We start from the raw sequence: 17,938 nt of genomic DNA, 5'->3' as shown, positions 1-17,938 counted from the left end.
CGGCGGGCGCGGCGGCGCCCGCGGCGGCACCGGCCGGGGGAGTTCGGCCGCGTCCGGCGCGACCGCGGGGCGCGGCGGCGGGACGGGGATCGCGCGGGGCGGCGGGACCGGCGCGGCGACGGGCGGCTCCGGAGGCGGCGGCTCCGCGGGCGCCGGGGCGGAGGCCATCGCGGCGGCCACGGGGTCCACCGTCACAGGGTCCGCCTTCACGGGGGCTAGCTGCACGGGGGCTGCCTGCACGGGGGCTGCCTGCACGAGGTCGTCGGCCGGGGCGGGTGGGGGCTCGGGGGGCGCCGGGGCGGGCACGACGGCGGATGCCGGGCGGGCGAGCGCCGCTTGCAGTTGGCGGGCCATGTCCGAGAGCACGGCCGGGTCCACGGGCCGGCGCTCGGCCGAGGCCGCCAGAGGCGGCAATTGGGGCGGCAACGGAGGCGGCATCCGGGGCGCGGCGGCCGCGGGCCGGTCGGCCTCGCCGCGGGCCCGTTCCGAGGCCGGCTCGGGCTTCGCGTCGACGAGCGGCGGCGCCGTCCGCTGGAGGATCCGGCGGGGCGAGAACGGCTCGCGCGGCGGCTTCTCGGCCCGCTCCGGCGGCGCGGGCGCCCGCTCCGGCGCCGGGGGGCGCCGCTCGGCGGGGATCTCCTGGCCGGGCTCGTCGCCGCCGAGCAGGCCCGCGTCGAGGGGCAGCGTCACCGGCGGCGCCGCGCCGGAGCCCGGGATCGGCGGCCGCACCACCACGGGCATGGCGAAGGGGATCCCCTGGCCGGGATCGAAGGCCGGCTCGGGCCGGTGCGCGCCGATCTCGGCCAGGGCCCGCTGCGGCTCGGGCAGCCGCCCGGCCTCCGCCAGCGGGTCCGGCAGCGGCTCCGCCGCGGCCTCCGCCGGGCGCAGGCTCGCCTCGGGCATCGGGCGCTGGCCGCGCTGGATGTTGCGCTCGACCACCACGTCGTTGGGGCCGCCGACCAGCAGCAGGTGCTCGACATTGTCCCGCCGCAGCAGGATCAACTGCCGGGCGCGGTCGAGCTCGTACACGTCGACGATCCCGAGCCGCGGCTGGCGTCCGCGCGCGCCCGCCCGTCCCGGCAGGGCGAGGCCCCGCCCGGTGAGCCGCCGCACCACGAACACGATCGCGGCGAGCGCCGTGAAGATGACGGCGAAGATGACGACGTACTGGACGATCGGGGATCCGTCAGAGCCGAACACGGAGTGCAGCCATCGCAAGGTTACGCCCTCGCCCGTTGCCGCCGCGGCGAGCGCCGTGCGGTCGCCGTGCGGGGGCCGGCCGCGTCATACCACGCCGGCTGGCCGGCCGGGCAGACGCCGTTAGGACTTCGTTAACAGGCAAATATCGTTAACGCTGTCAACGCAATAGGTCGGGGATGCTTCGTCCGTCGGTCCCGGACGGTCCGCACCCGCCGGGCCGGACCGATCCCGCCCTCCCCGGCGCCGACGCCCGGGCGGCGCGTCCGACATCCCGCTCGAAGATAACCAAACTGTAATGTAGCCTCCATTTGAAATATTCAACACCAATAATACATAGGCGATCGACCAATATGGGTCGGGCACCTTCGATGTCGCCATGTTCTTGAACAATGTGTATTACGCGATCATCGTTGTTTGCCTGACCATCACCGTCGCCTGGATCGGGGTGCTGAGCTGGACGCTGTGGCACGCGTTCGCCCAGGTGGTGACGTGGGTGAACGATCTCCTCTGAGTGCGGAGCATGCCGACGACCGGGCACGGCACGGTTAACGAATCCGGCCGGCTTAACCGGCCGTTAACCCTGTGCGCGGCAGTTTTTGCCGAGCCCGCCCCGCGGCAGCGGCGCGCGACCGGAGACGTCCCTTGGCCATCACCGACCTGCCCGTGCTGGCGATGCTGCGCACCCGGATGCAGTGGAGCCAGGCGCGCCAGGGCCTGATCGCCGAGAACGTCGCCAACGCCGACATGCCGGGCTTCCGCCCGCGCGACCTCGCGGAGCTGCGCCTCGACCGGGCGACGGGCGCGCCGGTCGGCGGCACCGGCCTGGCGATGACGGCGCCCGGCCACATGGCCCCCGCGGGCCAGGCCGGCCCCGGGACGGAGGCGCGGCGCGCCAAGGGCTTCGAGATCCGCCCGAGCGGCAACGGCGTCAACCTCGAGGACGAGATGATGAAGGCCGGCGACACCCAGGCCGACTACCAGCTCGCCGCCTCGCTCTACCAGCACAGCCTGACGACCCTGCGGATCGCCATCGGCAAGAGCTGACGACGGGAGCCGAGTGTTTCGGGGCCGCGCCGGCGCTCCGGCGGGCGGGAAGGGGTTGAGCCGTGGACTTCACGAAATCGCTGGCGATCGCCGCCTCCGGCCTCAAGGCCCAGTCCGGCCGGATGCGGATCATCGCCGAGAACCTCGCCAATGCCGACTCGGCGCCCGCGCGCGGCGGCGCCGAGCCCTACCGGCGCAAGATCCCGACCTTCAAGAGCCACTTCGACCGGGAGGTCGGCGCCTCGCTGGTCGAGGTCGGCCGGGTGGGGCGCGACCGCTCGGCCTTCCGCACCAAGCACGATCCCGGCCACCCGGCGGCCGACGCCAAGGGCCAGGTGAGCATGCCCAACGTCAACGCGCTGATCGAGAACATGGACATGCGCGAGGCCCAGCGCTCCTACGAGGCGAACCTCAACATGGTCACGACCGCGCGCAAGATGGTCGCGCAGACCCTGGCGATCCTGAAGTAGGGGGCTGCGGATGGCCACGAGCAACTTCGCGGCGGGCGCCTACGCCGCCGTCCAGGGCCTCTCCGGCGCCCGGCCCGCCCCGCGCGTCCAGCCGGCGCAGGGGGCCGAGGGCGGCTTCACCCGCCTCCTCGGCCAGGCGCTCGAGGGCGTCGGCGACGCCGGGCGCCGGGCCGACACCCAGGCCGTCTCCGCCGCCGCGGGCAAGGCCAACGTCGTCGACGTCGTCACCGCCGTGGCCGAGAGCGAGACCGCCCTCCAGACCATGGTCGCCGTGCGCGACCGCATGATCTCCGCCTACGAGGAGATCATGCGCATGCAGATCTGAATGGTCTCCGACGCGCTGTCCGCTCGTCCCCCGGCCGCAACGCAGATTCCGAGAAGAATGACCGGCCTCGCCATCCTCGACGTCGCCCGCGACGGCATCTTCGTGTTCCTCAAGGTCGCGGGGCCGTTGATGCTCGTGGCCCTGTTCGTCGGCCTCGCCGTCTCGCTGGTGCAGGCGCTGACGCAGATTCAGGAGCAGACGCTGATCTACGTGCCCAAGATCGTGGCGGTGTTCGCCGTGCTGCTGCTGATGCTGCCGTTCATGGGCGACGCGATGGCGGGCTACATGACCCGCATCGCCGCCCGCATCGCGGCGGGGGGGTGATGCGCCCCGGGAGACGCCGGGAGACGGCGCGGCGCCCGGCATGCGATAGGGGCGGGCATGAACCTGCTCCTGCCCGGGATCGCCTCGGCCTACCTGCTGGTCTTCGCCCGCGTCGGCACGATCATCATGCTGATGCCGGGGGTGGGCGAGCAGACCGTGCCGCCGCGCCTGCGGCTCGCCTTCGCGCTGCTCGTGGCGCTGGTGCTGTTCCCGATGGTGCGGCCGCTGCTCGGCGGCACCGAGGGGCTGGCCGGCCCGCGGCTGATCGGCCTCCTGTTCGGCGAGACGATCATCGGGCTGGTGATCGGGCTGAGCGTGCGGATGGTCCTGGCCGCGCTCCAGACGGCGGGGCTGATCGTCTCGCAGCAGCTCGGCCTGTCCTACGCCATGACCGTCGACCCGACGATGGGCGGCCAGCAGGCGGCGGTCGGCAACTTCCTGGCGCTCCTCGGGATCACGCTGATCTTCGCCGCCGACCTGCACCACCTCGCCATCGAGGGGATCGCGCGCAGCTACGCGGTGCTGCCGCCGGACGGGGTGCCGGGGTTCGGGGACGCGCTGGCCCTGGCGCTGCGGGCGATCGCCCGCGGCTTCGCGCTGGCGGTGCAGATCTCCGGGCCGTTCATCGCCTTCGGCATCCTGTTCAACCTCGGGCTCGGGGTGCTGTCGCGGCTGATGCCCCAGTTGCAGGTGTTCTTCCTGGCGGTGCCGGCCTCGGTGCTCGTCGGCATGGTGATCCTGATGGGCGCCCTCGGCGCGATGATGGGCGTCTTCCTGGACGATCTCGGCCGGTATCTCGGGGAGTTCGTCGGGCGGTGAGGCGCGCCGCGGCGCCGCTCGCGTCGGCCCGCCCCCGCCCCCACCATCCCCAGCGCTGAGTCTCGAAAGACATGGCCGAGGGCGCGGAGCAGGAAGACAAGACCGAGGAGCCGACCCAGCGGCGGCTCGACCAGGCGATCGAGCGCGGCGACGTCGCCACCAGCATCGAGATCAACACCTTCGCGATCCTCGGCGCCTTCACCCTGGCGCTGGTGATCGCCGCCCCGGGCGTCGCATCGAGCCTGATGCAGGGCCTGCGGGCCTACCTCGCCAACGCCCACGCGCTGCCCGACGACGCCACCGCCATGCAGGCGGCCGGGCAGCGCGGCCTGTGGCTGTGGCTTCAGGCGGTCGCGGTGCCGGTCGGGCTCGCCGTCGCGGCGGGGCTCGCCGCGGGGCTGCTCCAGCACCCGCTGGTCTTCACCACCGAGACGCTGATGCCGAAGTTCGAGCGGGTCTCGCCGATGTCGGGGGTCAAGCGCATCCTCGGGGTCGAGGCGCTGTTCCAGTTCGGCAAGGGGCTCGCCAAGCTCGTGGCGGTGGGCGTCGTCGGCGGTGCGATCCTGTGGGGGGACCGGGACCGGCTGGAGGTGTTCGTGCGGCTCGATCCCGCCGCCTGCCTGCCGGCGATCCTCTCGCTCAGCCTCAAGCTGCTCGCCGGCATGCTCTGCGTCCACCTCGTGATCACGCTGGCCGACGCGCTGTACGCGCGGCTGCGCTGGCGCAACCGCCACCGGATGTCGAAGGAGGAGATGAAGCAGGAGATGAAGGAGACGGAGGGCAGCCCCGAGATCAAGGGCCGCCTGCGGCAGCTCCGCATGGCGCGGGCGAAGAAGCGGATGATGGCCGCCGTACCCACCGCCACCGTCGTCGTCACCAACCCGACCCACTACGCGGTGGCCCTGCGCTACGAGGCCGGCATGGCCGCCCCGGTCTGCGTCGCCAAGGGCGTCGACGCGCTGGCCCTGCGCATCCGCGAGGTCGCCAAGGCGCACGACGTGGCGGTGGTCGAGAACCCGCCGCTCGCCCGGGCGCTGCACGCCACGGTGGAGATCGACCGGGAGATCCCGGCCGAGCACTACCGGGCGGTGGCCGAGGTGATCGGCTTCGTGCTGCGCCTGCGCCGCCGCGCCGCCTGAGGCCGGAGCCCCCGCATCGCAACCCCGGACCGGGGCGGAGCGAGACCCGGAAGCCACGGTTCATCCACCTTTTTTCGCGAGGCTGCGGCGCGGCTTGGGGCCCGCGGCGCGGAGCCCACAAACCCCTTGCCGCAGGCCGGGCCGCGGGCCAAACCGGGCGCTCGTTCTGGAAAGAGACCATGGCCGACGCGACCGGATCCCCGGCCCCGATGCCCCCCAACCCGGTCACGGGCTCGATCGACCGCTCCGAGCAGCCCGGCCGGGTCGGCCTGCTGCTCGTGCTGGCCGGCCTGCTCGTCGGCGCGGCGATCGGCCTGTCGTTCGTGGCCAACGAGCAGGCGCAGTCGCTGATCGTCTGGCTGCTCGCGCTGCTGGCGATGGCCGGGGTGTTCTTCCTGTTCGCGCTGGCGATCGGGGCGATCCAGCTCAGCGGCGCCGCCGCGCGCGACGACATCACCAAGGGCATCGTCGACGCCGCCCCGGACGGGACGCTGGTGGTGGAGGACGGCGGCCGGCTGATCTACGCCAACGAGGCCTACCTGCGGCTCGCCGGCGGCGACAGCTTCTCGAACCTCGCCCCCGTCGAGCGGATCTTCGTCGGCTCTCCGGAGGTGTCGGAGGCGGTCTACCGCCTGTCGCAGGCCTCGCGCGACGGCCGCGCCCACACCGAGGAGATGCGGATGGCGCCCCCGCTCGGGCCCGGGGCCGCGGAGCGGGATTTCGGCTGGTACCGGGTCACGACCCGGCCGCTGGCGCGCCAGCGCCGGGCCGCCGCCCTGTGGAGTGTGTCGGACGTGACCGCCGAGCGCGAGCGGCAGGAGAACGTCTTCCAGGAACTCCAGCACGCGATCGACTACCTCGACCACGCGCCCGCCGGCTTCCTGTCGATCAACCCGGCCGGATCGATCGTCTACATGAATGCCACGCTCGCCGCGTGGCTGGGCTACGACCTCGCCAGCGTCGGCCCCGGCGGCCCGCACCTCTCCGAGATCGCGCCGGGCGCGGAGATGCTCGCCCGCACCGCCGGCCTGCCCGGCGAGGTCCGCACCGACCGGTTCGACCTCGACCTGCGCCGCCGCAACGGCCACACCCTGCCGGTGCGGCTCTACCACCGGGTCGCCTTCGGCAAGGACGGCCAGCCCGGCGCCTCGCGGACCTTCGTCATCAACCGCTCGGCCGGTGCGGAGGCGGACGAGCCGCAGCGCGCGGCCGAGGTGCGGCTCGCCCGGTTCCTCAACAACTCGCCGATCGCCATCGCCACCCTCGACCGCACCGGGCGGATCGCCCGGGCCAACACCTCCTTCACCCGCCTGTTCGGCACGGTGCCGCGGCCGGCGGAGGACGACGGGCTGGAGGGGGAAGGCGGCACCCGCGCCGAGCCGAACCTCGCCGATTCCGTGGTCGACCGGACGGCGCTCGATGCCGGGCTCGCCCGTGCCGCGACCGGGCTGGCCGACCCGGAGCCGATCGAGGTGCAGCTCAAGGGGGCGGGCGGGCGCTCGGCCCGGCTGTGGCTCAGCCCCGCCGACGGCGCCGAGCCCTCGGCCGCCGACGAGGCCGAGCGGGTGATCCTCTACGCGCTGGACACCACCGCCCAGCGCCAGTTGGAGCAGCAGGTCGCCCAGGCCCAGAAGATGAACGCGGTCGGCCAGCTCGCCGGCGGCATCGCCCACGACTTCAACAACGTCCTCCAGGCGATCATCGGCTACTCGGACCTGCTGCTGGGCAGCCACAAGCCGACCGACCCGGCCTTCCAGGACATCATGCAGATCAAGCAGAACGCCAACCGGGCGGCGGGCCTCGTCCGCCAGCTCCTGGCGTTCTCCCGCCGCCAGACCCTGCGGCCCGAGGTGATGCAGGTGGGCGAGGGCCTGTCCGAGCTGACCCTGCTGCTGAAGCGCCTGCTCGGCGAGCGGGTCGCGCTGGAGCTGAAGCACGGGCGCGACGTCTGGCCGGTCAAGGCCGACGTGAACCAGTTCGAGCAGGTGATCGTGAACCTCGCGGTCAACGCCCGCGACGCGATGCCGGACGGCGGCAAGCTGATGATCCGCACCGAGAACGTCGCCGATCCCGGCCCGGCGGCGGCCGCGGACGGGCGGGGCGGGGCGCCGGCGGGCGACCACGTGCTGATCGAGGTGCGCGACACCGGCGAGGGCATCCCGCCCGAGCTGATGGAGAAGATCTTCGAGCCGTTCTTCACCACCAAGGAGATCGGCAAGGGCACGGGGCTGGGCCTCTCGACGGTGTTCGGCATCGTCAAGCAGTCGGGCGGCACCATCGACGTGCAGTCGAAGGTCGGGGCGGGCACCGCCTTCCGGATCTACCTGCCGCGGCACGTCCCCGCCCAGGAACCGGAGGAGGTCCCCGCCCCGCCGCCCGTCCCGGCCCCGGCCCCCGTGAAACGGACCGGGGAGGGCGACGCCTTCGTGCAAGTCGGCGACACGGTCACCGAGCCTGTCGCTCCGCCCGACGACGCGAAGATTCCCGCGATTCCCGCGCCTGCGCCCCCGAAGCCCGCGCCGCGCAAGCCCGCCGCCGACCATACGGGTCAGGGGATCATCCTGCTCGTCGAGGACGAGGACCCGGTGCGGGCGGTCAACAGCCGCGCGCTGTCCGCCCGCGGCTACACGGTGCTGGAGGCGGCCTCGGGCCTGGAGGCGCTCGCCATCGTGCGCGAGGGCAGCCAGCCGATCGACCTCGTGGTGTCCGACGTGGTGATGCCGGAGATGGACGGCCCGACCCTGCTGCGCGAGGTGCGCAAGCACCAGCCCGATCTCAAGGTGATCTTCGTGTCCGGCTACGCCGAGGACGCCTTCCGCAAGAACCTGCCCGAGGGCGAGACCTTCAACTTCCTGCCCAAGCCGTTCAGCCTCAAGCAGCTCGTCGAGACGGTGAAGAAGACGATGACCGGCTGAGGCCGGGCGGCGGCGCGGGGCCGGGCTGGTACGGCGCCCGGCCGCAGGGTTCGGGATCGACCCTCTCCGTCTGTGTGAGCGGGGCGAGCCGGGGGCGCCGCGGTCTCGAACCGCGCCGCCCCGGGCCGCTTCGGGGGTACGCGCGATGACGGCGCGGCCGGGGGCGGCCGGGCGGTTCGGGAGGCGGTTTGACGCCCTTTCCCGCGGGACGCTCCGCGCCACATGGAGCGCACCGAGCGCTCCGAGACACCTCCGACCCCGAATGGCCAAGCCCGTCCACAGCATGATCCGCGTCCGCGACGAGGCGCGCGCCCGCGACTACTACGCCCGCGCCTTCGGCCTGGAGGCGGCGGACCGGTTCGACTTTCCCGAGTTCACCCTGGTCTACCTGCGCGACCCGGCCTCGCCGTTCGAGCTGGAACTGACCGTCAACAAGAGCCGGGACGCGCCCTACGATCTCGGCGACGGCTACGGCCACCTCGCCTTCGTGGTCGACGACGTCGCGGCCGAGCACGCCCGGCACAAGGCCGAGGGTTTCACCGTCACCGACGTGAAGCCCCTGAAGCACGGCGACACGACGCTCGCGACCTTCTTCTTCGCCACCGACCCGGACGGCTACAAGATCGAGGTGATCCAGCGCGGCGGCCGTTTCGCCTGAGTCTCCAACCGTTTGTGCCAGCCTCCTCACCTTCGAGCATCATGTCGGAAGAAACGCGTATCCTCTGCATCCGCCACGGGGAATCGACCTTCAACGCCGCCCACCGCCTGAGCGGGGTCGACCCGGGCCTGCGCGACGCCCGGCTGACGCCGCGGGGCCACGCGCAGGCGGAGGAGGCCCGGGAGCGTCTCAGGACGATCCCGTTCGAGCTGGTGGTGGTGTCGCCGCTGACCCGGGCGATCGAGACCGCGTCGATCCTGTTCGGCGAGCACCCGAGCCGGCCGCGGGTGCTGGTCGAGGTGCTGCACCGGGAGTGCCAGGAGAGCAGTTGCGACGTGGGCCGCGCCGCCTCCGAGATCTCGGCGGAGTTCCCGCACCTCGATGTCGGCCACCTGCCGGAGGTGTGGTGGCACGCGGAGGCGGGCTGCGCGATGGTCGGCGGCCTGCCGGTCGAGCCGCGTCACCTGTTCGACGCGCGGGTCCTCGCCTTCCGCGAGTGGCTGCGGGCACGCCCCGAGCGGACGATCGCCGTGGTCGGGCACGGCACGTTCTTCTTCCACCTCACCGGCGTGTTCCTGGAGAATTGCGGCGTGGTGGAGCTGGATCTCGATGCCGAGCCCGCGGCGGCCTGAGCCGGCGCCTTCCGGATCCCGTCACGCCCCCGGCGCGAAATGCCCGCGGTAGCGCGCGCCGATCGCCTCCACCGGCAGGGCGACGAACACGTCGGTGGTGCCGAACTGGCGGTCGATCACCGCGCCGTCGCCGAAGGTCGCGCCCACGCGCAGGTAGCCCTTGATCAGCGGCGGCAGCGCCTGGAGCGCCGCCTTCGGGTCCACCGCCTCGCGGGGCAGCCGGTCCATGCGGGTCGCCCGCTCCGGCAGGGCGCGGGCGCGCCAGCCCTCGGGGGCGCGGGCGTGGTGGTGGAGGAAGGCGAGCGGCAGGGCGAGCCGGTCGGGGTCGGTGCCCTCCAGCGAGGCGCAGCCGATCAGCGCGTCGATCCGGTGGTGGAGCACGTAGGCGTAGATGCCGGCCCAGAGCAGCTCGACGGTGCGCTTGCCGCGATAGGGCTTGAGCACGCACGAGCGGCCGAGTTCGAGCAGCCGCCGCCCCCCCTGCGCGGCGAGCAGCGGCGCGAGGTCGTACTCGCCCTCCGAGTAGAAGCCGGGGCCGCGGGCGGCCACCTCGCCGCGCAGCAGCCGGTAGGTGCCCACCACCTTCGGGCGCGGCTCGCCGAACGGCTTGGCGGGCTTGGCCGCGGCGTGGTCGAGGACGAGCAGGTGGTCGCACAGGGCGTCGTAGGCGTCCGCGTCCCGGCGCGACAGGGCGGCGAGCGCCGAGGGCACCGCACCCATCTCCTCGTAGAACACCTTGTAGCGCAGGCGCTGCGCCCGCCGGACCTCGGACTTCCGCACCGCCAAGCGCACCTCCAGGTCGCCGAGGCGGCCGAGGCTGCGGCCTTCGAGCGGCTCGGGCAGGCGGATCGCGCCCGCCTCCGGCAGCAGGCCGGCGATGCCGGGGGGCGCGGGGCGGCGGCGGAGCTTGGCGATCGGCGCCCCGAGGCCCCGCTGGAGCCCGGCGCCGAGCGCCGCGTAGCCGTCCCGGGCGAACAGGTTCGCGACCATCGTGCGCATCACTCCGGGCTCCCCGAGGCCCGGCGCCAGAGAGAGCACGAAGCCGGTACGGCTTTATGACACTCGCGCGGGATCGTGAATGCGGCGCCCGCTCAGCCCGCCCCGGTGATCGCGATCGGCACCGGCGGGTCGGGGACGGTGTGGACCGGGCAGGCGCGCGCCCGCCCCGCGGTCACGACGAGAGACGCCCCGGCCTCGCGGCCGGGGCGCTCCCACGCTCGACGGGTTACCGATGGCGCCCGCGGCTCACGCCGCCTGCTGCACGTCCGTCCGCACCTGCCCCTCGATCACCGGCGCGCCGGCGGCGCGGCTCGTGGCGATCTCGATGCGGCGCGGCTTCTTCGCCTCCGGGACCTCGCGGACGAGGTCGACGTGGAGGAGGCCGTTCTCCAGCGCGGCGCCGGTCACCTGGACGTGGTCGGCGATCTGGAAGCGGCGCTCGAAGGCGCGCGCGGCGATGCCCTGGTGCAGGAACTCGGCGCGCTTGTCGGCCTCCGGCTTGCGCTCGCCCTTCAGGGTGAGGGCGTTCTCCCGCACCTCGATCGACAGGTCGGCCTCGGTGAAGCCGGCCACGGCGACGGTGATGCGGTAGGCGTTCTCGCCGGTGCGCTCGATGTTGTAGGGCGGGTAGGTCGGCGCGGTCTCGGCGCTCGCGAACTGGTCGAGGGCGGAGAACAGACGGTCGAAGCCGACGGTGGATCGATAGAGGGGAGCGAGATCGAACTGGCGCATGACATATCCTCGTTAAGAGCAACATGCTTGTCTGGTCCGCCCGAGGGCCGGACCGGTCTTTTCGTGCCGCCCGAAGGCCGGCACGATCCGGATATCGGGACGGTGCGGGCGGGCTGCAAGACCTTCTTGCGCGCGATTGCGCGGCCGAATTCGCGGTCGATCGCGCGGCGTTGAAGGATGCGGGGAAGGACATTCGCGGTGGGACGATCGGACGGCGTCGGCGGGAAACCCCCGCTCCTCACCCTGCGGGACACCCCCGGCAACCCCGTGCCCACCGGCGGCACCCTGGTCGCCGTCGGCACGGCCGACGACTGCACCCTGCGGGCCGCCTACTGGCGGAGCACGGCGCGCACCGGCCGCGGCACGGTGTGCCTGCTCCAGGGCCGGGCCGAGTTCATCGAGAAGTACTACGAGACGGTTCGCGAATTGCGCGCCCGGGGCTTCGACGTGGTCGCCTTCGACTGGCGCGGCCAGGGCGAGTCCGACCGCCGGATCGACGACCCGCACAAGGGCCACGTCGCCCGCTTCGACGAGTACCGCCTCGACCTGCGCGCCGTGGCCGAGACGGTGCTGGTGCCGCTGATGCCGGAGCCGCATTACGGCCTCGCCCACTCGATGGGCGGCTGCGTGGCGCTGACCTGCGCGCTCGGCGGCTGGATCCCGTTCCGGCGCCTCGTCACGGTGGCGCCGATGCTGTCGATCCGCATGGTCCGCTGGCCGGCCGGCGCGGCGCTGCTGGCGCGGGTCCTCCAGCGGCTCGGCTTCGGCGACCGCTACGTGCCGTTCGGCGGGCCGGTCTCGATCGCCACCAAGCCGTTCTCCGGCAACCGGCTGTCGCTGGACCCCGCCCGCTACGCCCGCAACGCCGCGGCGGCCCAGCAGGTCGGCGCCGGGGCGGTGGGCGACCCGACGATCGCGTGGCTCGCCGAGGCGTTCCGGGCAATGGGCCGCCTGCGCGACCCCCGCGCCGCCCCGCGGATCACCCTGCCGACGCTGGTCGTGGCGGCGGGCGCCGACCCGGTCTGCGGCACGCCCGCCACCGAGCGCTTCGCCGCCCGCCTCAAGGCCGGGCACATCCTCGTGCTGCCGGACGCCCGCCACGAGATCCTGACCGAGCGCGACGCGATCCGCCAGGATTTCTGGGCGGCCTTCGACGGCTTCGTGCCGGGCTCGCCGCTGCCCACCCACGCCGAGGCGGAGGCCCACGCCGCGCCGGTGCCGGTGGCGTGAAACACCGTTCGACCCATGCGATCAGCGGGGTGGCGGATCGAAGCCCCTCGCCCGGCCAATCCACCTCATCCTGAGGTGCCGGAGCGAAGCGGAGGCCTCGAAGGAGCCCTCCAGATGTCGCCGCGATCCCTGGAGCCCTCCTTCGAGGCCGCTGACGCGGCACCTCAGGATGAGGGAAGCGATTGGAGCGGCGGATCAGACAGGCTCCGTGACGGCGGGCGGCGCGGGCCGCCCACCGCCAGAGGCCCTACCGCTTCAGCGGCCCCGCCTCGATCACGTCCTCCACCGTGCGCAGGCCCGCCCGCGGCGAGTTCACGAGGCAGGCCATGTTGCCCGGCGGGTGCTGGTTCTTCCACATCTTGGTGTGGGCCTGGGGGATCTTGTCCCAGGGGAACACCTCGCTCATGCAGGGATCGACCCGGCGGTCGAGCACGAACTGGTTGGCGGCCGACGCCTGCTTGAGGTGGGCGAAGTGCGAGCCCTGGATGCGCTTCTGCCGCATCCAGACGTAGCGGGCGTCGAAGGTGATGTTGAAGCCGGTGGTGCCGGCGCAGAACACCACCATGCCGCCGCGCTTCACCACCAGCGCCGAGACCGGGAAGGTCGCCTCGCCGGGGTGCTCGAACACGATGTCGACGTCCTGCTTGGCCGTGATGTCCCAGATCGCCTTGCCGAACTTGCGCGCCTCCTTGGTCCAGGCGTGGAATTCCGGCGAGTTCACCTTCGGCAACTGGCCCCAGCAGTCGAAGTCCTTGCGGTTGATGACGCCCTTGGCGCCCAGGCTCATCACGTAGTCGCGCTTCGACTCGTCCGAGATCACCGCGATGGCGTTGGCGCCGGACGCCGCGCAGAGCTGCACGCCGAACACGCCGAGGCCGCCCGACGCGCCCCAGATCAGCACGTTCTGGCCCGGCTTCACCGTGTGGGGGGCGTGGCCGAACAGCATGCGGTAGGCGGTGGCGAGCGTCAGCGTGTAGCAGGCCGCCTCCTCCCAGGTGAGGTGCTTGGGCCGCTGCATGAGCTGGCGCGACTGCACCCGGCAGAACTGGGCGAAGGAGCCGTCGCCGGTCTCGTAGCCCCAGATGCGCTGCGAGGGCGACAGCATCGGGTCGCCGCCGTTGCACTCCTCGTCATCGCCGTCGTCCCGGTTGCAGTGGACGATGACCTCGTCGCCGACCTTCCAGCGCTTCACCTTGGAGCCGACCTTCCAGACGATGCCCGACGCGTCCGAGCCGGCGATGTGGTACTCGCCCTTGTGCACGTCGAACGGCGAGATCGGCTCGCCGAGACCGGCCCACACGCCGTTGTAGTTGACGCCCGCGGCCATGACGTAGACCAGCACCTCGTCGTCGCCGATGTCCCAGACCGGCAGCACTTCGAGCTGGTGCGACTGCTCCGGCGGCCCGTGGCGCTCGCGCCGGATCGCCCAGGCGTACATCTTGGCCGGCACGTGGCCGAGGGGCGGGATCTCGCCCATCTCGTAGAGGTCCTTGACCTCGCCCTGACCCGGTTGGACGGCAGCGCTCGCAGCCATGTCGCTCTCCTCACTCGCGCGCGGTATTTCTCAATGGCCGCGGTTCATTGGCCCTGCGCTATAGCGGCCCCGCGAGGGGCCTCCAAGTGGTCCGAAGGTCGAAGACGCGGGGCCGCGCACGAAAAAAAGGCGCCGACCGGGGCCGGCGCCCTGTGCATTCAAAATACCCTTGCGGAGACCGTGAGAATTATTCGGCGGCCGCCCGGCCCGTGTCGATCCCGAGCCCCTGCGCGACGCCCCGGCCGAAATCGGCGTGGACCTTGTACCAGTGGGCGATCATCCGCTCCTGGATATGGCGCGGGCTGTCGCCCATCGAGGTGACGACGTTCTCCACCAGCCGGTCGCGGCCGCCCTGGTCGAGCACCTTCGTCCAGAACAGCCGCGGCTGGCCGTAGAGATCCTCGTCGTCGCCCGGCCAGCCGTAGCGGGCGATCTCGCCCTGGATGCGCAGCGGCGGTTCCTGGAAGGACGGGTCCTGAACGGGACCGCCGAACGAGTTGGGCTCGTAATCGACCTGGGCGCCGTGGTTGCCGTCGGTGCGCATCGCGCCGTCGCGGTGGTAGGTCTGCACCTGCGCGTTCCTGGCCCGGTTCACCGGGATCTGGTGGTAGTTCACGCCCAGCCGGTAGCGGTGCGCGTCCGCGTAGGACAGGATCCGGTTCTGGAGCATCTTGTCCGGGGAGAAGCCGATGCCGGGCACCACGTTCGACGGCTCGAAGGCCGACTGCTCGATCTCGGCGAAGTAGTTTTCGGGATTCCGGTTCAGCTCCATCTCGCCGATCTCGATCAGCGGGTAGTCCGCGTGCGGCCAGACCTTCGTCAGGTCGAACGGGTTGATGCGGTAGCTGTCGGCGTCCATCTCGGGCATGAGCTGGACCTTGACCGTCCATTTCGGGAACTCGCCCCGCTCGATGGCGCCCGACAGGTCGGCGGCCGAGTAGTCCGGGTCCTTGCCGGCGATCTCATCCGCCTCGTCGGCGGTGAAGTTCTGGATACCCTGCTTGGTCAGGAAGTGGAACTTGACCCAGTGCCGCTCGCCCCGGTCGTTCCACAGCGAGAAGGTGTGCGAGCCGTAGCCGTGCATGAACCGGGCGGATTTCGGGGTGCCGCGGTCGGAGTACAGGAACATCACCTGGTGGATCGCCTCCGGCGACAGGCCCCAGAAGTCCCAGCGGCGCCAGTGCGGCTTGAGGTGGGTGCGCGGGTCGCGCTTCTGGGTGCGGATGAAGTCCGAGAACTTGATCGCGTCGCGCACGAAGAAGATCGGCGTGTTGTTGCCGACGAGATCCCAGTTGCCCTCGTCCGTGTAGAACTTGAGGGCGAAGCCGCGGGGGTCGCGGGCGGTGTCGGCCGAGCCCGACTCGCCGCCTACCGTCGAGAAGCGGGCGACCATCGGCACCTCCCGGCCGACCTCGGTCAGCACCTTGGCGCGGGTGTAGTCGGCGAGGCTCTTGGTCAGGCGGAACGTGCCGTAGGCGCCGTAGCCCTTGGCGTGCACCACCCGCTCCGGGATCCGCTCCCGGTTGAAGTGGGCCATCTTCTCGATCAGGTGGTAGTCCTGCATCAGCACCGGGCCGCGGGACCCGACCGTCAGCGAGTTCTGATTGTCCGGGACCGGGTTGCCGAACGCGGTCGTCAGGCGCGGGCTCTGGTCGGCCATCGCTGCTCCTTGCTTCTTACAGTTGAGGCAGCGCGCGAAATCGGTTGTGCGCGCTTCAATCGTCCTCGACAACGCGCGATGTCCGGATTGGAGCCGTTCAAATCCGCGGCACCGGGCGGCCCGGTCCCGCGGGCGCCTCCGCTCCGCGCCCCAGCCCTGGCTTCAGCCCTGCCGCCCGGCGGTCTGGGCGCCCTCGCGGGGAGGCGTCTCCTTGGCCGGCTTGGGCCCGGAGGTGGGCTTGGGCCCGGAGGCAGGCTTGGGCGCGGGGGCCGGCTTGGGCGCGGGCTTGCCAAGCGCCTTGCCGACGGTGCGCCGCGCCCGGAACACCGGCTTGGCCTCGCCCTCGCGGCGCTTGAGCAGGGCCCGGTACTCGTCGCGGCGCTCGTGGATCGAGGCGATGACGAGGCCCATCGGCACCCCGACATCGACCAGCACCGCCTCCGACAGTTGCAGCGACGCCTCGATCGTCTCCGGCACCGCGTCGTCGACGCCGAGTTCGTACAGGGCTGAGGCGTGGCGGGCGTCGCGGGCGCGGGCGACGATGGTCAGGTCCGGCCGCTCGGAGCGCGCGGCGGCCACGGCGGCCTCGACGGCGCGGGGGGTGTCGAGGGTGACGACGAGGGCGCGGGCGGTGTCGATGCCGCAGCGGCGCAGCATCTCGACGTTGCCGGAATCGCCGAAATAGACCGGCGCCCCGGCCCGGCGCTGCTCGGCGACCCGGGCGGCGTCGGAATCGAGGGCGAGGTAGGGGATGCCGTGGCGGGCGAGCATCTCGCCGACCTGCCGCCCGACCCGGCCGAAGCCCGCCACGATCACCCGGTTCTCCACCCGCTCCGGGTGGGGCTCGGCCGCGGCCTGGGCGCGGGCGGCGCCCGCAGCGCGGCGGGCGATCCGGCGGCCGAGCCCGGCGAGCACCGGGATGGCGATCATGCTCACCGTGGTGACGATCAGCGCCGCGGCGCCGACCGCCTCCGGCACCAGCCCGGCCACCATCGCGCCGCCGATCAGCACGAAGGCGAACTCGCCGCCGGGGCCGAGCAGCAGCGCCGCCTCCAGCGCCACCGGCCGCGAAATCTTCAGCACCGGCGCGGCCATCAGCACCACGGCGCCCTTGATCAGCACGAGCGCGAGCGCGAGGCCGAGGATGGCGCCCGGCGTCGCCACGAGCTGGGCCGGGTCGAGGTTCATGCCGACCGAGACGAAGAACACCCCGAGCAGGAGCCCCTTGAACGGGTCGATCGTCGCCTCGATCGCCCGGCGGTACTCGGTCTCGGCGAGCAGCAGCCCGGCCACGAACGCGCCGAGCGTCATCGACAGGCCGCTCGCCGCCGCGGTGAGCGCGGTGGCGACGATCACCAGCAGGCAGGCGGCCATGAACAGCTCGGTCGAGCGGGTGCGGGCCACGAGGTGGAACAGGGGCCGCAGCGCCAGCCGCCCCGCCCCCACGATCAGCACGAGCGCCACCGCCGCCTGCCCGAGCGCCAGCGCCAGCGCCCAGCCCCGGTCGCCGCCGTCGTCGCGGCCGAGCACCGCGATGGCGAACAGCACGGGGGCCACCGCGAGGTCCTGGAACAGCAGCACCGCGAAGCTCGCCCGGCCGGTGGGCGTGTTCAGCCGGCGCTGCTCGGCCAGCACCGGCAGCACCACGGCGGTGGAGGAGAGCGCGAGCCCGATGCCGACGATCGCCGCCCCGGCGAGCGGCACCTTCAGCCCGTAGAGGATGGCGCCGAGCACCAGCGCCGAGCAGACCACCTGGAGCGAGCCGAGGCCGAAGACGAGGCGGCGCAGGGTCCGCAGCCGCTCCCAGGACAGCTCGACGCCGATCATGAACATCAGGAAGATCACGCCGAACTCGGCCAGATGCGCGATCTCGGTGCGGTTGCCGATGGTGAACAGGTGGACGTAGGGCGTGGTGTCGGCCAGCCGCCCGAGGCCGAACGGCCCGAGCAGGGCGCCCGCGCCGATGAAGCCCAGCACCGGCGAGATCCGCAGGCGGTGGAACAGCGGAACCACGATCCCCGCGGTGACGAGGAACAGGATCGCTTCCTTGTAGGAGCCGGCGTGAACCTCGGGCATCGGCGCGGGGGAACCTCTCGGACCGGAGGGCGGGGCCGGCGGCGCCGGGACGGACGGCGCGGGATGATCGCGCGCCCGACATCGTCGCAGCGGGATCAGGCGCGCGGGTTCATGCGTGCAGGATCAGTCGCGCGGGATCATGGGTCCTGGGGCGGCGGCGGGCAACCGCTTTCGGGCCGGG

The 17,938-nt window shown here is 72.7% G+C and carries 17 protein-coding genes; 11 read left to right on the top strand and 6 right to left on the bottom strand.

Features of this window, described 5'->3' with window-relative positions:
• A partial coding sequence (locus tag Q8W71_RS19340) for a flagellar biosynthetic protein FliO (RefSeq protein WP_305527030.1) occupies positions 1 to 1,200 on the bottom strand: 1,200 nt, incomplete at its 3' end.
• A 376-nt stretch (positions 1,201 to 1,576) separates the two neighbouring features.
• Here Q8W71_RS19340 and Q8W71_RS19335 point away from each other — a divergent pair.
• From Q8W71_RS19335 to Q8W71_RS19290, 10 genes are all read left to right on the top strand, one after another.
• On the top strand, positions 1,577 to 1,711 hold the full coding sequence (locus tag Q8W71_RS19335) for a hypothetical protein (RefSeq protein WP_305527029.1): 135 nt from the start codon (positions 1,577 to 1,579) through the stop codon (positions 1,709 to 1,711).
• 131 nt (positions 1,712 to 1,842) lie between these two features.
• Positions 1,843 to 2,244, top strand: coding sequence for a flagellar basal body rod protein FlgB (gene flgB, locus Q8W71_RS19330; RefSeq protein ID WP_305527028.1), 402 nt, complete (start codon positions 1,843 to 1,845; stop codon positions 2,242 to 2,244).
• 62 nt (positions 2,245 to 2,306) lie between these two features.
• On the top strand, positions 2,307 to 2,714 hold the full coding sequence (gene flgC / locus Q8W71_RS19325) for a flagellar basal body rod protein FlgC (RefSeq protein WP_305527027.1): 408 nt from the start codon (positions 2,307 to 2,309) through the stop codon (positions 2,712 to 2,714).
• Between the two features lie 10 nt (positions 2,715 to 2,724).
• Positions 2,725 to 3,039: a flagellar hook-basal body complex protein FliE gene (gene fliE / locus Q8W71_RS19320; protein WP_305527026.1), complete on the top strand. Its 315-nt coding sequence runs from the start codon at positions 2,725 to 2,727 to the stop codon at positions 3,037 to 3,039.
• Positions 3,040 to 3,096: 57 nt separating this feature from the next.
• Positions 3,097 to 3,363, top strand: coding sequence for a flagellar biosynthesis protein FliQ (gene fliQ / locus Q8W71_RS19315; RefSeq protein ID WP_305527025.1), 267 nt, complete (start codon positions 3,097 to 3,099; stop codon positions 3,361 to 3,363).
• A gap of 57 nt (positions 3,364 to 3,420) precedes the next feature.
• The gene (gene fliR / locus Q8W71_RS19310; protein WP_305527024.1) at positions 3,421 to 4,182 is read left to right on the top strand and encodes a flagellar biosynthetic protein FliR; all 762 of its coding nucleotides are present in this window, start codon (positions 3,421 to 3,423) and stop codon (positions 4,180 to 4,182) included.
• Positions 4,183 to 4,253: 71 nt separating this feature from the next.
• Positions 4,254 to 5,321 (top strand): flagellar biosynthesis protein FlhB, encoded by a 1,068-nt coding sequence (gene flhB, locus Q8W71_RS19305; protein WP_305527023.1) that lies wholly within the window; start codon positions 4,254 to 4,256, stop codon positions 5,319 to 5,321.
• Between the two features lie 179 nt (positions 5,322 to 5,500).
• The gene (locus Q8W71_RS19300; protein ID WP_305527022.1) at positions 5,501 to 8,236 is read left to right on the top strand and encodes a hybrid sensor histidine kinase/response regulator; all 2,736 of its coding nucleotides are present in this window, start codon (positions 5,501 to 5,503) and stop codon (positions 8,234 to 8,236) included.
• A 262-nt stretch (positions 8,237 to 8,498) separates the two neighbouring features.
• Positions 8,499 to 8,894 (top strand): VOC family protein, encoded by a 396-nt coding sequence (locus Q8W71_RS19295; protein WP_305527021.1) that lies wholly within the window; start codon positions 8,499 to 8,501, stop codon positions 8,892 to 8,894.
• A 41-nt stretch (positions 8,895 to 8,935) separates the two neighbouring features.
• Positions 8,936 to 9,526: a histidine phosphatase family protein gene (locus Q8W71_RS19290; protein ID WP_305527020.1), complete on the top strand. Its 591-nt coding sequence runs from the start codon at positions 8,936 to 8,938 to the stop codon at positions 9,524 to 9,526.
• A 21-nt stretch (positions 9,527 to 9,547) separates the two neighbouring features.
• On the opposite strand, the gene olsB is transcribed toward Q8W71_RS19290, so the two are convergent.
• Positions 9,548 to 10,516: a l-ornithine N(alpha)-acyltransferase gene (gene olsB, locus Q8W71_RS19285; protein ID WP_305527034.1), complete on the bottom strand. Its 969-nt coding sequence runs from the start codon at positions 10,514 to 10,516 to the stop codon at positions 9,548 to 9,550.
• 255 nt (positions 10,517 to 10,771) lie between these two features.
• On the bottom strand, positions 10,772 to 11,257 hold the full coding sequence (locus Q8W71_RS19280) for an Hsp20 family protein (protein WP_305527019.1): 486 nt from the start codon (positions 11,255 to 11,257) through the stop codon (positions 10,772 to 10,774).
• Between the two features lie 198 nt (positions 11,258 to 11,455).
• Here Q8W71_RS19280 and Q8W71_RS19275 point away from each other — a divergent pair, with 198 nt between their 5' ends.
• A complete protein-coding gene (locus Q8W71_RS19275) occupies positions 11,456 to 12,487 on the top strand; it encodes an alpha/beta fold hydrolase (RefSeq protein WP_305527018.1) in 1,032 nt (343 codons plus the stop codon).
• Positions 12,488 to 12,734: 247 nt separating this feature from the next.
• On the opposite strand, the gene ccrA is transcribed toward Q8W71_RS19275, so the two are convergent.
• The 3 genes from ccrA to Q8W71_RS19260 form a co-directional block, all read right to left on the bottom strand.
• Positions 12,735 to 14,021, bottom strand: a complete 1,287-nt coding sequence (gene ccrA / locus Q8W71_RS19270; RefSeq protein WP_305527017.1) for a crotonyl-CoA carboxylase/reductase — start codon at positions 14,019 to 14,021, stop codon at positions 12,735 to 12,737.
• A 187-nt stretch (positions 14,022 to 14,208) separates the two neighbouring features.
• The gene (locus tag Q8W71_RS19265; RefSeq protein WP_305527016.1) at positions 14,209 to 15,681 is read right to left on the bottom strand and encodes a catalase; all 1,473 of its coding nucleotides are present in this window, start codon (positions 15,679 to 15,681) and stop codon (positions 14,209 to 14,211) included.
• Positions 15,682 to 15,843: 162 nt separating this feature from the next.
• The gene (locus tag Q8W71_RS19260) at positions 15,844 to 17,757 is read right to left on the bottom strand and encodes a cation:proton antiporter domain-containing protein (RefSeq protein ID WP_305527015.1); all 1,914 of its coding nucleotides are present in this window, start codon (positions 17,755 to 17,757) and stop codon (positions 15,844 to 15,846) included.
• Positions 17,758 to 17,938: the final 181 nt, after the last annotated feature.

It is taken from the genome of Methylobacterium amylolyticum (assembly GCF_030700245.1).
Lineage (GTDB): Bacteria > Pseudomonadota > Alphaproteobacteria > Rhizobiales > Beijerinckiaceae > Methylobacterium.
This window is presented reverse-complemented; position numbering and strand designations above follow the sequence as displayed.